General features: G+C 34.9%; 15 protein-coding genes. 8 read left to right on the top strand and 7 right to left on the bottom strand.

Going from position 1 to position 14,326, the window contains the following annotated elements; genetic code table 11:
- The 4 genes from alr to H5J24_RS23465 all read right to left on the bottom strand — a co-directional run bounded on the left by alr (position 1) and on the right by H5J24_RS23465 (position 3,210).
- Positions 1-1,569: an alanine racemase gene (gene alr / locus H5J24_RS26305; protein ID WP_429831970.1), complete on the bottom strand. Its 1,569-nt coding sequence runs from the start codon at positions 1,567-1,569 to the stop codon at positions 1-3.
- Positions 1,570-1,601: 32 nt separating this feature from the next.
- Complete coding sequence (locus tag H5J24_RS26300; protein ID WP_429831968.1) at positions 1,602-2,183, bottom strand: Mur ligase family protein; 582 nt, start codon at positions 2,181-2,183, stop codon at positions 1,602-1,604.
- 80 nt (positions 2,184-2,263) lie between these two features.
- Positions 2,264-2,446 carry a hypothetical protein gene (locus H5J24_RS26295; protein ID WP_429831966.1) on the bottom strand — a complete coding sequence of 61 codons (183 nt, stop codon included), beginning with the start codon at positions 2,444-2,446 and terminating at the stop codon, positions 2,264-2,266.
- Between the two features lie 176 nt (positions 2,447-2,622).
- On the bottom strand, positions 2,623-3,210 hold the full coding sequence (locus tag H5J24_RS23465; RefSeq protein ID WP_068941178.1) for a thymidine kinase: 588 nt from the start codon (positions 3,208-3,210) through the stop codon (positions 2,623-2,625).
- A 61-nt stretch (positions 3,211-3,271) separates the two neighbouring features.
- Here H5J24_RS23465 and H5J24_RS23460 point away from each other — a divergent pair, with 61 nt between their 5' ends.
- From H5J24_RS23460 to fabG, 4 genes are all read left to right on the top strand, one after another.
- The gene (locus H5J24_RS23460) at positions 3,272-4,765 is read left to right on the top strand and encodes a hypothetical protein (protein WP_068941176.1); all 1,494 of its coding nucleotides are present in this window, start codon (positions 3,272-3,274) and stop codon (positions 4,763-4,765) included.
- A gap of 2 nt (positions 4,766-4,767) precedes the next feature.
- Positions 4,768-5,442 carry a 16S rRNA (cytidine(1402)-2'-O)-methyltransferase gene (gene rsmI / locus H5J24_RS23455; RefSeq protein WP_068941174.1) on the top strand — a complete coding sequence of 225 codons (675 nt, stop codon included), beginning with the start codon at positions 4,768-4,770 and terminating at the stop codon, positions 5,440-5,442.
- Positions 5,443-5,449: 7 nt separating this feature from the next.
- Entirely contained in the window at positions 5,450-6,961 is a 1,512-nt protein-coding gene (locus tag H5J24_RS23450) for a WG repeat-containing protein (protein ID WP_141395631.1), read from the top strand.
- Between the two features lie 171 nt (positions 6,962-7,132).
- Positions 7,133-7,876 (top strand): 3-oxoacyl-[acyl-carrier-protein] reductase, encoded by a 744-nt coding sequence (gene fabG / locus H5J24_RS23445; RefSeq protein ID WP_068941170.1) that lies wholly within the window; start codon positions 7,133-7,135, stop codon positions 7,874-7,876.
- A gap of 78 nt (positions 7,877-7,954) precedes the next feature.
- On the opposite strand, the gene H5J24_RS23440 is transcribed toward fabG, so the two are convergent.
- Entirely contained in the window at positions 7,955-8,995 is a 1,041-nt protein-coding gene (locus tag H5J24_RS23440; RefSeq protein WP_068941168.1) for a GMP reductase, read from the bottom strand.
- Between the two features lie 61 nt (positions 8,996-9,056).
- Here H5J24_RS23440 and H5J24_RS23435 point away from each other — a divergent pair, with 61 nt between their 5' ends.
- Genes H5J24_RS23435 through H5J24_RS23425 form a run of 3 tightly spaced genes read left to right on the top strand, consistent with a single transcriptional unit; the run spans position 9,057 to position 11,453 of the window.
- Positions 9,057-9,794 carry a prolipoprotein diacylglyceryl transferase gene (locus H5J24_RS23435; protein WP_232815913.1) on the top strand — a complete coding sequence of 246 codons (738 nt, stop codon included), beginning with the start codon at positions 9,057-9,059 and terminating at the stop codon, positions 9,792-9,794.
- A 10-nt stretch (positions 9,795-9,804) separates the two neighbouring features.
- Positions 9,805-10,032, top strand: coding sequence for a hypothetical protein (locus H5J24_RS23430; RefSeq protein ID WP_068941164.1), 228 nt, complete (start codon positions 9,805-9,807; stop codon positions 10,030-10,032).
- 17 nt (positions 10,033-10,049) lie between these two features.
- Positions 10,050-11,453: a radical SAM protein gene (locus H5J24_RS23425; protein ID WP_068941161.1), complete on the top strand. Its 1,404-nt coding sequence runs from the start codon at positions 10,050-10,052 to the stop codon at positions 11,451-11,453.
- A gap of 246 nt (positions 11,454-11,699) precedes the next feature.
- Here the strand turns inward: H5J24_RS23425 and surE are convergent, their stop codons facing one another.
- Both surE and H5J24_RS23415 read right to left on the bottom strand, forming a co-directional pair.
- Positions 11,700-12,488 (bottom strand): 5'/3'-nucleotidase SurE, encoded by a 789-nt coding sequence (surE, locus tag H5J24_RS23420; RefSeq protein WP_068941159.1) that lies wholly within the window; start codon positions 12,486-12,488, stop codon positions 11,700-11,702.
- A gap of 270 nt (positions 12,489-12,758) precedes the next feature.
- Positions 12,759-12,929 carry a lmo0937 family membrane protein gene (locus tag H5J24_RS23415; RefSeq protein ID WP_141395630.1) on the bottom strand — a complete coding sequence of 57 codons (171 nt, stop codon included), beginning with the start codon at positions 12,927-12,929 and terminating at the stop codon, positions 12,759-12,761.
- 433 nt (positions 12,930-13,362) lie between these two features.
- Between H5J24_RS23415 and H5J24_RS26400 the strand changes: the two genes are divergently transcribed.
- On the top strand, positions 13,363-14,325 hold the full coding sequence (locus tag H5J24_RS26400; protein WP_488153954.1) for a hypothetical protein: 963 nt from the start codon (positions 13,363-13,365) through the stop codon (positions 14,323-14,325).
- Position 14,326 lies beyond the last annotated feature (1 nt).

The following is a 14,326-nucleotide window of genomic DNA, read 5'->3' as shown; positions in this document are numbered from 1 at the left end:
TTAATCTTTTATATAAATCCGTTTCACCCGAGGTGAAATGGACGTTAATACTTCATAGGTTATCGTTTTGCAGTAGCCTGCGAATTCTTTTAAACTTGGTTTTGCATTAAAGACGGTTACCATATCGCCTTCCTTTACATTGGGAACATTTTCTACATTAATCATCATCATATCCATGCAGATATTTCCAACAATTGGAGCTAGCGTTTTATTTACCCCGAGGCTTCCAACCTGATTTCCGATCAGTCTTGGAATACCATCAGCATATCCAACAGGGATGGTCGCGATCTTTGTAAGGTGATCAGCTTTAAATCTTCTGCTATACCCAACGGATTCACCATCTTCAACCATTGATATCTGTGAAATTACGGTTTTAAAACTTACCACAGACTGTAATTGTTTCTGAATTTCAGAATCAGGAGATTCTCCAAGCATTCCGATACCGATTCTTACCATATCATACTGATGATCTGTATAGCTTGTAATTCCTGAAGAATTTAAAATATGACGAAGAGGAGTATAGCCTAGTTTTTCGATCAGATAGCTGGAGTTTTTATCAAATACCTTGAATTGATTCATTGTAAATTCTCTTTCTTCAGGCATATCTGAAGAAGATAAATGACTGAACATACTCTGAACTTTAAGATTCTTTTCACTTAAAGTTTCACTCAGCTGATCCAGTTCAAAATCTTTAAATCCAAGACGATGCATTCCTGTTTCAAGCTTAATATGAATAGGATATTTTTTATCATATCCGGATTTTTGAACAGCTTCATAGAAAAGTTCCAAAACCCTGAAACTATAAATCTCAGGTTCCAGGTTGTATTCTATGATGGTTTGGTAACTGTGCTGCTCAGGGTTCATCACTATAATAGGAGTGGTGATCCCTTTTTTACGAAGTTCCACACCTTCATCTGCAAAAGCTACTCCTAAATAATCAATGTGGTGATGTTGCAGAAATTCTGAAATTTCATAACTCCCCAAGCCATAAGCATTGGCTTTTACCATAGCCATCATTTTTGTATTTGGCTTTAGCAGTGATTTATGGTAATTGATATTATGAAGAATAGCATTCAGATTAATTTCTAAAACCGTATCATGTTTTCTGAGCTCCAGAATATCTTTCAGTTTTTCTATTTCAAATTTTCTGGCTCCTTTCAGAAGGATAATCTGATTTTCTATTTCAGAAAGATGTTTGCTTTCGATCAGTTCTTTCGTATCAATGAAAGTATAGGTTTTAGATTTAAATAATTCACTGAACTTTGAAATTTCATCACCAATCAGGAATACGGAATCAAAATTCTGTTCATTCACCAATTCGGAAACTTCTTCATACAATTCCTTAGAATTGGTATTCACCCCTACGATGTCTGTTAAGACCAAAGATTTTTTCGGTTTATTATATTCCTTTAAAAATTGAAGGGCAGTTTTCAGAGAATCGAGGTCAAGGTTGAAAGAATCATTGATGACAATATTGCCCTTAATTCCTTCAATCGCTTCAAGCCTCATTTCGACGGCCTTTAAAAGGTTGATTTTTTCAACGATCTTTTTATTTTCGACCTGTAACACCTTAAGCACTGCGATAAGCGCCGTAGCATTGGTTAACGTCGATTCGTCTCTTTGGTGAGCCGGAAAACTGATTTCTTCGCCAAAATACTCAACAATGACGTTTTCATCCTTCGTATTTTTTTGATGAAGACCTGATTTTCTTTTTTAAACCCGTAAGAGATTAATTTTTTATCAGCGTATAATTTTTTAATTTTTTGATCTACCAGAGAATGGTCTCCATTATAAATGATGATCTCAGAATCTTTAAAAAGTTTAATCTTTTCATCAATCAGCTCTTCTTCGGAAGAAAAGTTGGCAGCATGAGCATTTCCGATATGTGTTAGTAATCCGATTTGAGGATGGAAAATATTTTCCAGTTTTTCCATTTCATTCGGATGAGAAATTCCAACTTCAAAAATTCCCAGTTCGTGAGAATCGTTAATTTGAAGAAGAGAAAGAGGTAGTCCAATCTGAGAATTAAAACTCTTCGGACTTTTTACAGTCGGGAATTCATTCCACAGACATTGATATAACCATTCCTTTAAAATGGTTTTACCATTACTTCCTGTGATTCCAATAGATCGTAAATGAGAATTTTCAAAATGATATTTGGCTAATTGCTGCAGAAAATCCACAGAATTGTTAACAATAATCCAGGTTATATCTTCAAACTGTGGATATTGATGTTCAGAAATAATGACATTGATACCTCTGTCTATGGCAGCCTCAATGAATTTTTCACCAGAATTTTTATGGGGGTATTGATCGCAATAAACGCAGTATTCTTAATTGAATAAATAATCCTGCTGTCATAGGCTATATTTTTAACCGCTAAATTCTTGTCTCCAATAACCTCTGCATTGGTGATCTCTGCAATTTGTTGTACTGTATAGTTCATTGATACCCTTTCTGCTTTATTTTAAAGTGAAATTGCAAAAAGGTAAAATTGCAAAGAGGCTGGAAGAGCTCATGTAAGCAGATCTCCTTTTGGAATTTTACAAAATTGCTTTTTCGTTTTTCATTTATATTATATGAAGTGAATATATTTTATGGTTTGTCTTTTATTGATATCCGTTACTTCCTTTTTGAAAGCACTTCATCAATAAAAACACGGCGGCTTACGGCTTCATAGCTTTCTGTCTCACCCAGCTCTACCAGATTGTCTCCTTGAGAAGTTCTCATAGAGTAATTGGCAAGATTTCCTGTTCTCTTGCAAATAGCATGCACTTTTGTGACATATTCTGCGGTAGCCATCAAATTGGGCATAGGTCCGAAAGGACGTCCCAGAAAATCCATATCTAATCCTGCAATAACAACTCTTATACCGCTGTTAGCAAGCTGATTGGCAACATCCACAATGCTTTCATCAAAAAACTGAGCTTCGTCAATGGCTACTACATCACAATTGGAAGCCAACAGAAGAATCTCATTAGGATTTTCTACTGCGGTACTGCGGATTTTATTCTGATTATGAGAAACAACGTCCTCTTCAGAATACCGGATATCCAGTTTCGGTTTAAAAATTTCCACATTCTGTCCTGCCATTTCTGCTCTACGTAATCTTCGGATCAACTCCTCGGTTTTACCCGAAAACATAGAGCCACAAATCACTTCCATCCAACCACTTTGTTTGGAATGATTAATTGTATTTTCTAAAAACATTTGTTAAATTAGCCGTATATTTTCAACATCAAAAGTAAGCAATTTTAATAAGAATCTTATCATGCAAAATATCCAAGATTTAAAGGAAAAGATTTTATTTGAGGCCAAGAATATCATTGATAATCTGGATAAAATAAATAATGTAGACGAATTACTTTCCAAGCAAGATCTTGTAGATGAGCTTGCTAACAGGATTTCTTTTTTGAAATTACTGGAAAAAAACATCGAATATTTCATAGCAGATGATTCTGTTCTGCACTCGGAAGGACTCCCTGTTTCTTTTATCTCCGGTGAAACAGACCACCATCATCATGATTCAGGAAATGAAGTGACGGAAGAAGAAGCTATTTTTAATAATGAGCTGAACGAGATTGATGAGCATGAAAATGACAGTTTTATCAGTGGATCAGCAGATGAAGAAGAAATATTTAATAACCAGCTTAATGAAATTGTTGAAAATGAATTTCATGAAAATATCATCAGCTTTGTAGCAGAAAATAACGAAGAAAGAGTGGTTAAAAATATTCAGATTCCTGTTGTATCTGAGGATGTAACGGAAGAAGAAGCTATTTTCAATAATCAGTTGAATGAAATTGAGGAAAATGAACATTCAATTGCCCATGAAAATGTGTTAAACTTTGTAGATGAAGAGAAAATTCTTGCAGATGCAAAACCAGATTCAGATGAAGATATCAATGAAGATATGTTTGATGATGAAGTGACAGAGGAAGAAGCTATCTTTAATAATCAGCTGAATGAAATGGATGCTGACGATGATGAAATTGAAGGTAAAAAAGAGGTAGATTTTGCAAAAGTAAGTGATACCAATGAAAATAAGGTCAGAGAAACCATACCAAGTATTTTCGATACAGAAATGCTGGATGACGAAATACTGATTGAAGAGAATGAAGAGCAGTTTGTAGCTTCCAATATTTCTTTAGAACAAGGAGAGCTGGCCAACGAAACTTCCAATGTTGAAAACATTGTGAATGAGATTAAAAATGAGCATTCTGTGGAAGAAAGACAGCAAGAAAATGTTCTCGCTGAAGTATATGACAGAAGAAAAATTGTTGAAATAGATAAACCTGTTCCTGAAGAAACAGAGAGACATCCTTCTGATGAGAGTTTTGAAAACCTAGACGAATATCATCAGGAGAAAAAAATAAAATTAGCCAATATCAAAGGATTGAAAGCTGTTCAATCCCTATTTGATGATGATCCGCTGGAAAGAGAGCTTCCAAAAGAAACTCAGCCTGAACCCATAAAAGAAGATACGGGAAGTATTCTGAAATCTAATATTCCTACTAATTTTATGGAGGCTGATAAGCCCAAAACAGAGTTTAAACTGGATTTGAATGACAGAATTGCTTTTTCAAAAATGTTATTTGAAGGAAGCCAGACCGATCTGAATGATACGGTAGCACAGTTGAATCATTTCAAAACACTGGAGGAAGCAAAAGAATACCTGAGCGATCTGTACTACGAAAGGAAATGGAGTAAAGTGGATGAATATGCACAGAGACTTTGGATATTGGTGGAAAATAAATTCTTATAATTTTGAGCGGAATCCTATATTTTGTTCCCACACCCGTTGGGAACCTGGAAGATATGACCTTCAGAGCAGTGAATGTTCTGAAAGAAGTAGATTATATTTTATGTGAAGATACCAGAACTTCCGGAATACTTTTAAAACACTTTGAAATATCCAAGCCTTTAAAATCGTATCATTTACATAATGAACATCAGGCAACGGAGAAAGTAATAACAGACCTTAAAAACGGTCAGAATATCGCAATTATTACTGATGCAGGAACTCCAGGAATTTCAGACCCTGGATATTTATTGGCAAAGGCAGGAGCAGATAACAATATTGAAATGATCTGTCTTCCTGGTGCAACAGCTTTAATTCCCGCTTTGGTAGTTTCAGGACTTCCGAATAACGAATTTTTATTTGCAGGATTTTTACCACAAAAGAAAGGAAGGCAAACCAAGCTGAAACAGCTTGCTGAGGAAAAGAAAACCATTGTATTGTACGAAAGTCCACATAAGATCAATACGACACTGGAACAGATTAAAGAGTTCTTTGGTGAAAACACCAAGGCCAGTTTAAGCCGTGAAATCTCTAAGAAATTTGAAGAAACTAAACGCGGAACAATCAATGAATTAATTGAATTTTCCAAGAGTAAGACTCTAAAAGGAGAGATTGTTCTTATTGTCAATAATTCTATTTGATTCTTCATTGAAAAAACTAATTTTTGTATTGTGTTCTACAGTTTGTATGGGACAAACGAACCAATACACTAAAGTTCTTCTTTCCAAAAAGACAGGGAAGGAGGTAAGTGCATATTCTGAAGGTTTCGGAATTGTCTATGATCCTGTTTCCAAAAAACAAGGTATTGTAGATTCCAAAGGAAATATAACCTTTGAATCATCTTACAGAGGTGGTATTTCCCACATTTTTAAAAACAGGTTTATTCTTTATTCTGAAGAAGGAAACAGAAGAAAATCGGCAATTATTGATGAAAAAGGGAATGAACTGGTTCCGCTTGAAGATCAGGATTTCAATACACCCTGGTGGAGTAAGGAAAGAATTATTGCTACCAAACAAGGAAAAGAAGCTGTCTACGATTATAATGGAAAGCTTATTATTCCAGACTCAGACAAAATCCGGTTTGCCGGAAAAGATGCTTTTTTTGTTTCAAAAGATAAAAGATGGTTCCTCTATGACTTTAATGGAAAGCAGCTTAGTGACAGGGAATTTAAGGATGATTATAGCTTTGAAAATGGAAAAGCGCTGATCATTAACGAAGAAAATCAAAGCGAAATTATTGGTAAAAACGGTCAAACTTTGCACAAGTTTTCAAAGAATGTGGTAGATATGAATGCTTATCCTTACCTGATTACTCAAAACAAAGCTACCGGAAAATATGGACTGATTGATGCTGAAGATAACCTCATAGCGGATGAAATTTACAGTGATATCACTCCGGAATATTTTGGTAAGAGAGAATATATTTATCTTAGAAAAAGCAACAAAACGAGTGTTTTTTATAAGAAGGATCAGAAGCTTTATCCCAGTAGTTTTAAGTATTTGTACCCGCTGTGTAACAACCTTTTTAGGGGTTCAAGCGACAAGTCGGATCAATCAGGTATTGTAGACTTGCAGGGCAATACTATTGTTCCTCAGGAATATGACTTTATTAAAAGTTTTACAATCTCAGGAAAAGATCTTATTTATCTAAAAAAAGAAAATGAAGAAAAACTCTTAGATAAAGATTTGCAAAATATTTTAAATGCAGGAGATCAGATTGTTGGCTTCTATCCTGACAATATAATCATCAGAAGAAGTGATCTGTATTACCGATTTTCGGTGACCAATAAGTCAGCAGCTGAACTTAAGGGAGTGAAACAGATAAAGAACCAGGATGTTGGATACTTTACTATTCTGAATGAGTATTCAAAGCCGCTTGTTTGTATGAACAATAGTAATCTTTATGGTATTCTGGACGCTAAGGGTACGGAAATTGTTCCATTTGCCTATGAAGATATTATCGCTTTTGAAAACTTTGAAAATGAAATCGTTGTAAAGAAAGAAGGTAAATACGGAGTTCTGAACTTTCAGAATGAACCTTTAACGGAGATCATTTATGATAAATATATCTGGATGAAAGAAGTCCTAAAATTAAGCAAAGATAAAAGAACAGACTTAATTTATTTCACCAGATTTAGAAATGTAGGTGCAGAATTATAGCAGTAATCATAGAAATTTAGCAAAAAAGTTCAGTATTTTAATGTTTTCAATGTCTTGAATAACAATTTATAATATCTTTGCAAACCGATTAATTCTGAAAAAGAATTATGATACTAAGTAAGTCAGCTTTCAGTAGCTGAATGAGTTATAAAAAAATAATCGTCAATAGATATGAAATTATTAGAAGGAAAGGTAGCACTAATTACCGGAGCTACAAGAGGAATCGGGAAGGGTATTGCTGAAATGTATGCTCAACAGGGAGCAAAAGTAGCATTTACTTATGCCGGTTCTGTAGACAAAGCTAAAGAATTAGAAGCAGCTTTAAGTTCTGTAACCCAGATTAAAGGGTATCAGTCTGACGCATCAGATTATGATGCCGCTCAAAAATTGGTAGAGGAAGTAATGGCGGAGTTTGGACAGATTGATATTTTGGTAAACAATGCAGGGATTACAAAAGATAACTTGCTATTGAGAATGTCAAAAGAAGATTGGGATAAAGTAATCAAAGTAAACCTGGACTCTGTATTTAACCTTACAAAAGCGGTAATTAAGCCGATGATGAAGGCAAAATCCGGATCTATTATCAATATGACTTCTGTAGTTGGAGTAAAAGGGAATGCAGGACAAGCGAATTATGCAGCTTCGAAGGCAGGTGTAATCGGGTTTACAAAATCAGTGGCACTAGAATTAGGTTCTAGAAATATCAGATGTAATGCCATTGCACCAGGATTTATTGAAACAGAAATGACAGCAGTGCTGGATGAGAAAACAGTTCAGGGATGGAGAGACGGAGTTCCTTTGAAAAGAGGAGGACAGCCGGAAGATATCGCTAATGCTTGTGTATTCTTCGGAAGTGATATGTCATCATACGTTACAGGTCAGACGTTAAACGTAGACGGTGGAATGTTGATGTAAAAAATACAAAGAGGCTATACAAAATGTGTAGCCTCTTTTTTATTACTGAAAGGTCTAATAAATCTACTGAAGAAAAAATTATCCGTTAAAGACCTGATTTTCCTGTTCCTGAACCCTGATAAAAGTTGTTCTTTTGGAAAGTTCTTTAAGTTTGGATGCTCCTACATAAGTACATGTGGAACGTACTCCTCCTAAAATATCCTTCACGGTTTCAGCAACGGGTCCTTTATAAGCTACTTTTACCGTTTTTCCTTCTGAAGCACGGTATTCAGCAACACCTCCGGAATGCTTATCCATTGCCGTTTTTGAACTCATACCATAGAATAAACGATATTTTTTCCCATTTTCTTCAATCATTTCACCACCACTTTCATCGTGGCCGGCAAACATTCCGCCAAGCATTACAAAGTCTGCTCCGCCGCCAAAAGCTTTGGCAACATCTCCGGGAACTTTACAGCCTCCGTCTGCAATGATATGGCCTCCTAAACCATGGGCAGCATCAGCACATTCGATGATAGCAGATAATTGAGGATAGCCAACTCCGGTTTTTACACGGGTTGTACATACTGAACCGGGCCCGATACCCACTTTGATGATATCTGCACCTACTAAAAGAAGTTCTTCCACCATTTCACCGGTTACTACATTTCCAGCAATAATAATTTTATCAGGGAAATTAGCCCTTGCGGTCTTTACAAACTGAACGAAATGCTCAGAATAACCATTGGCAACATCTATACAGAGAAACTCGATTTTTGGATGCTTTTCCAGAATCAGTCTGATTTTTTCTTCATCCGCTTTTCCTGTACCCGTACTTAAAGCAATATACTGATGAATACTTTCAGGCTGGCTTTGCAGAAACTGATCCCATTCTTCAGGAGTATAATGTTTATGTATTGCTGTGATGATCTTATCTTTAGCCAGTTCTACAGCCATTTCAAAAGTTCCTACGGTATCCATATTAGCACCAATAACAGGAACTCCACTCCATTTTTTTTGAGTATGTTTAAAAATAAATTCTCTTTCAAGATTTACTTCTGAACGGGATTTCAAGGTTGAACGCTTAGGGCGGAACATTACATCCTTAAACCCTAATTTTATGTCATATTCTATACGCATTTTGTAATTATTTGTCAGAATAAAGGTAGTAAATAATCTTAAATGGACTATTTTTGAAACTATGGATTTTCCTGTAACTTTTTATATTTTCGGTACAACAATTCTTGCCCATCCTCTCTTTGAGGCAGTTGGAATGTTTCTGGGTATGCGGTATTATTTTTACCTTAAAAGAAAATCTAAAGAGAAGCTGCCTTTTAATACTTCTGCTGCTGTTTTGATTGGGGCAACTGCCGGAGCATTGCTAGGTTCCAAACTCATTGGAAATCTGGAAAATCCTTATACCTTATTTGAAAATTTCAATTTTCATAAATTTTGGTCCAGCAATACCATCGTTGGAGGACTGGCTTTTGGATTATTAGGAGTGGAATTGGCTAAAAAAGTGGTGAGTCACAAAGAAAGTACAAGTGATTTAATTGTTTTTCCCTTAATGCTGGCTATAATTATTGGAAGAATTGGCTGTTTTCTTACAGGAATTCATGAAGAAACTTATGGTATTCCCACAGATTCAGTCTTTGGAATGCATTTGGGAGATCAATATCTCAGACATCCGGTTGCCTTATATGAAATTGGTTTTTTAGTCATTCTCTGGGTAGTTCTTAAATATATTCAGAAGCATGTAAAATATCCTTCCGGGTTTCTTTTTCAGATCTTTATGCTAAGCTATTTTACCTTTAGATTCTTATTAGACTTTATTAAACCAAGAATTGAAATTATAGGAAACCTTGGGACAATTCAATTTGTATGTATTTGTGTAATTATTTACTACATTTATACTATTAAAATATCCAAACCACTTTAAAATATTCAAAATGAAATCATTAACACTTTTGGAAGTTGGCGATCTTACGGGATTGGTAGTCATGATCGTTGGTATGATAATTATAGGTGCTTTGTTCTTTTCTATTATTGTTACGTTTATTGTGAAGTTGGTTTATGAAAGTAAAGATAACAGGAAATTCAGCCGAAAACAGTTTATACAGACCTTTGTGATTTGTTTATTAGTCTGTGGTCTGATCAGTGGATATATCTGTGGATAAGCATTAACAAATCAACTATGCCAGTAAGAAACTATACGTATTACGATTATACAATCAGTCTTTGTCCCGAATGCCTGAAAAGAGTAGGCGCAAAGATTATTATTGAGGATGAAGCTGTTTTCATGACCAAAAGATGTCCTGACCATGGTTTTTTCAAAACAAAGATTGCTTCGGATGTCCAATATTATAAAAATATAAGAAACTATAATAAAGCTTCGGAAATGCCGCTTCATTTCGGGACAGATGTAGAATATGGATGTCCGTATGATTGTGGGCTTTGTGTAGATCATGAGCAGCACAGCTGTCTTTCCATTGTGGAAGTAACGGATCGTTGTAATCTGACCTGTCCCACCTGCTATGCCATGTCTTCCCCACATTATGGAAGCCACAGAAGTCTGGAGGAAATCGAAGCGATGTTTGATGTGATTGTTAAAAACGAAGGGGAGCCGGATGTTGTTCAGATCAGTGGTGGGGAACCTACCATTCATCCGGAGTTCTTTAAAATTATGGAGATTGCCAAGTCAAAACCTATTAAACATTTAATGTTGAATACCAATGGGATAAGAATTGCCAATGATCCGGGTTTTGCTGAAAAACTGGCCACTTACGCCCCTGAATTTGAAGTTTATCTTCAGTTTGACTCCTTTAAACCTGATGTTTTGGAAGATTTCAGAGGCAAAGATCTTACTTCTGTAAGAATGAAAGCCTTGGAGAAACTCAATGAGCTCAATCTCTCAACCACTTTGGTTATTGTTCTTCAAAAAGATAAAAATATCGATGAGATCGGAAAGATCATAGAATTTGCTTTAAAACAGAAATGTGTTCGGGGAATTACCTTCCAGCCTGTAGAAATTGCAGGAAGGAACAGAGAAGATTCTGTTCATGAAAAAATTACATTAACGGAAGTAAGACAGGAAATTTTGAATCAATTTCCACTCTTGAACGCTGATGATATTATTCCTGTTCCATGTAATCCGGATGCTTTGGCAATGGGATATATTTTAAAAATTCAGGACGAAATCATCCCTTTAACCCGGTATATCAACCCAGCCGATCTTTTGAATAATGAATCAAGAAATACCATTGTTTATGAACAGGATACGGGGCTGCAGATGCAGTTGCTGGATATTTTCAGTACTGGTATTTCTGTAGACAAAGTAAAACCTAAAGTTAATCAGTTACTTTGCTGTCTTCCGGAAGTATGTGCTCCCGATCTGGATTATGATAACCTTTTTAGAATTATTATTATGAACTTCATGGACGCTCATGATTTTGATGTAAGAGCAGTGAAAAAATCCTGTGTTCATATCGTTAATAAAGACCTGAAATTAATTCCGTTTGAAACCATGAATCTTTTCTACCGCGATGATAAGAAAAGCTATCTGGAAGAACTTAGAAAAGAAGATAAAGTATTATTTTAAAACAAAAATAAATATTATTAATTAATCTCCACATTTTTAAAGCACAAACAGCTGTGCTCATCTGCGAAAATCTGTGGTTAATCAAATAATTTAATTTTCCCACAGATGGCACTGATTTTCACAGATGATTATGTATAAGTTATTCTGAATAACCAAAAATCTGCGTTATCTGTTCAATCTGCGAGATAAAAAAAACAAAAAGCGTGAAATCAAATTTCACGCTTTTTCTATCTTTAAATAATCGTATTATTTAGACTCTTTTACCGTGTCAAAAGCCATTACTTCCTCCAATGTCTTCATGTATTCATATGCTGTAAGGTCAAATTTTACAGGGACGATGGATATATACCCGTTAGCCAAAGCTGTTTCATCAGCATCTTCAGAATCATCCATATTGTTGAAGTAACCCGTCAGCCAATAGTATTTTTTTCCATGTGGGTTGATTCTCTCATCAAAACTTTCCTCCCATTTAGCATGAGCTTGCTTACAAACCTTTACTCCTTTTATCTCCGATGCAGGAAGCTTCGGGATGTTCACATTCAAAACAATACCTTTAGGCATTGGGTTTTCAAGAGTTCTTCGTACAATGTTTTGAATAAACTCTTTAGCCTGAGTAAAATCTGCCTCCCAGCTGAAATCCAGTAATGAGAATCCAATGGCAGGAATTCCTTCTACACCTGCTTCTACAGCAGCAGACATTGTTCCTGAATAAATTACATTAATGGATGAATTGGCACCATGATTAATTCCTGAAACTACAATATCAGGTCTTCTTGTTAGGATTTTATCCAACGCCATTTTTACACAATCTACAGGTGTTCCACTACAGGAATAATCTGTTTGGGGTCCATCAAGAGTAACCTCTTCATAGCTAAGCGTAGAATTAATGGTAATGGCGTGGCCTTTACCACTTTGGGGAGAATTAGGGGCTACTACCACTACTTCTCCGATTTCATTCATAAAACTGATCAAATTTCTGATACCCGGAGCTGTAATTCCATCATCATTAGTCACCAGAATAAGCGGTCTTTCCATATATTATCTTAATTTTTTATACAAATGCAGTACAGTTTGTTCATTTTAGAATTGAACAAAAAGAATTTTCAACACATCAAATGTAGTTAAAAATAAGACGCCATAAAATAAGAGGGCTATCATTCACTCATTTAGTGTAAGCAATAAACATCCTGTATTTTAGGAAGGAAAGAAAGCTGGATACCAGAAAAGAGAGCGTATTGAGAAATTAAATGACTATTAAATTTTAGTATAAAATTATCATCTTCTCAAGAATATTTAACATTTAAATTAGTCCAGCGGTTTTCTTCCAGTAATGATGTTATAAAGAATAACAATAATAGCAATAACAAGCAAAACATGTATTAAGTAACCAGTGCTGATTCCAGGTACGATCCCCAAAATTCCCAGCAGCCATACAACGATACAGATGACTGCAACTAACCATAATAGACTTCTCATGACATTATATTTTAAAGTTATTTAATCAATTATCAGCATATTTTATGCCTTTATAGAGTGAAACTAACTTTTGTGGTATATGTTTATGAATTTTTGTGATAGTTTTTTTAATCCTTATTTTTTTTAGAAATGAAAGAAATAATGCTTATATGCTTTGTATTTTATAATAGAGAGGTCTTTAGAAAATAAAACATATAGATTTCATTGAATAAAAAATCTTAAAACTGTGCGATATTTATAAATAAGGTATTAAATTTGATCGTTTGTAACAGTCTGCAAATTATTGCTACTTATTACAATACTTATTTTTCAAAAAATTAATAAATAAAGACAGTTTATGTGGAAAAATTTCAAACTGAATAAATTTTTACTACTGATTCCATTAACCAGTCTAATGTTTTGCTTCAACTCGCCCAAGAACGATGATGAAAAGATGCAGACAATAATGGTGAGCGTAAAAAACACTCTTTCTTACCTGCATTATAGTCCGAAGCCTATCAATGATGCCTACTCAAAAGATGTCTATAAGCACTATTTCGAATTGGTAGATCCTGCCAAAAGATATTTCTTACAGTCTGATATGGATGAATTCAGCAAGCATGAAACAAAGCTTGATGATTATATCAACCAAGGAGATCTAAGTTTTTATAAGCTTACGATCGACAGACTTTATCAAAGGGTAGATGAAATCGATAAAATTACTCAGGATATTTTCAGCAAGCCTATTAACCTTCAGGAAGATGAAACGCTTACTCTGGAACCGAAACTTAAAAAAGTACCTGCTAATAAACAGGAACAATATAATGAGTGGAAAAAATTCATCAAATACAACATTCTTCAGGAAGTTGAATCGATGAACAGTAAAGAAGAAGCCCAGAAAGAGAAAAAAGATTCTGTTCAGAAGTATAAATTAAATGATACGATCAAGCTTAAAGTTCTTACTCAGGATGAGAAGATCAAAAAAGCTACAGATGAGGTGAAAGATCTTGTAAAAGAAACCTTTACCCGATTCAAAAAGAGAAAGAAAATGGATTGGTTTACGGTGTATATGAATGCTTATACTGAGGTATTCGATCCCCATACCAACTATTATTCTCCAAAAGATAAAGAAGATTTTGATACTCAGTTTACCGGAAAAGTAATTGGTATTGGAGCATTGATCCAGGAGAAAAAAGGAAACCTTTACCTTGGAGCACTTACCATTGGTGCTCCTGCGTGGAAGTCTAAACAGCTTTCAGAAGGAGATAAGATCCTGAAGGTAAAATCAAAACCAAAAGATGATGCAGTCAATGTAGTAGGAATGCTTTCTGATGAAGCTGTAAGATTAATCAGAGGTGAAAAAGGAACTCCTGTTACCTTAACTGTTCAGAAAAAGACGGAACCATCAAGGATGTGAC

It is taken from the genome of Chryseobacterium capnotolerans, from assembly GCF_021278965.1.
GTDB lineage: Bacteria > Bacteroidota > Bacteroidia > Flavobacteriales > Weeksellaceae > Chryseobacterium > Chryseobacterium capnotolerans.
This window is presented reverse-complemented; position numbering and strand designations above follow the sequence as displayed.

What these genes read in the sequence shown, in the direction of transcription:
- H5J24_RS23465 (WP_068941178.1), bottom strand. Translation starts at nt 3,210, where the DNA reads ATGTTTTTAGAAAATACAATTAATCATTCCAAACAAAGTGGTTGGATG.
- H5J24_RS23415 (WP_141395630.1), bottom strand. Translation starts at nt 12,929, where the DNA reads ATGAGAAGTCTATTATGGTTAGTTGCAGTCATCTGTATCGTTGTATGG.
- H5J24_RS23440 (WP_068941168.1), bottom strand. Translation starts at nt 8,995, where the DNA reads ATGCGTATAGAATATGACATAAAATTAGGGTTTAAGGATGTAATGTTC.
- H5J24_RS23425 (WP_068941161.1), top strand. Translation starts at nt 10,050, where the DNA reads ATGCCAGTAAGAAACTATACGTATTACGATTATACAATCAGTCTTTGT.
- H5J24_RS26400 (WP_488153954.1), top strand. Translation starts at nt 13,363, where the DNA reads ATGCAGACAATAATGGTGAGCGTAAAAAACACTCTTTCTTACCTGCAT.
- fabG (WP_068941170.1), top strand. Translation starts at nt 7,133, where the DNA reads ATGAAATTATTAGAAGGAAAGGTAGCACTAATTACCGGAGCTACAAGA.
- surE (WP_068941159.1), bottom strand. Translation starts at nt 12,488, where the DNA reads ATGGAAAGACCGCTTATTCTGGTGACTAATGATGATGGAATTACAGCT.
- H5J24_RS23430 (WP_068941164.1), top strand. Translation starts at nt 9,805, where the DNA reads ATGAAATCATTAACACTTTTGGAAGTTGGCGATCTTACGGGATTGGTA.
- H5J24_RS26295 (WP_429831966.1), bottom strand. Translation starts at nt 2,446, where the DNA reads ATGAACTATACAGTACAACAAATTGCAGAGATCACCAATGCAGAGGTT.
- H5J24_RS23435 (WP_232815913.1), top strand. Translation starts at nt 9,057, where the DNA reads ATGGATTTTCCTGTAACTTTTTATATTTTCGGTACAACAATTCTTGCC.
- H5J24_RS23460 (WP_068941176.1), top strand. Translation starts at nt 3,272, where the DNA reads ATGCAAAATATCCAAGATTTAAAGGAAAAGATTTTATTTGAGGCCAAG.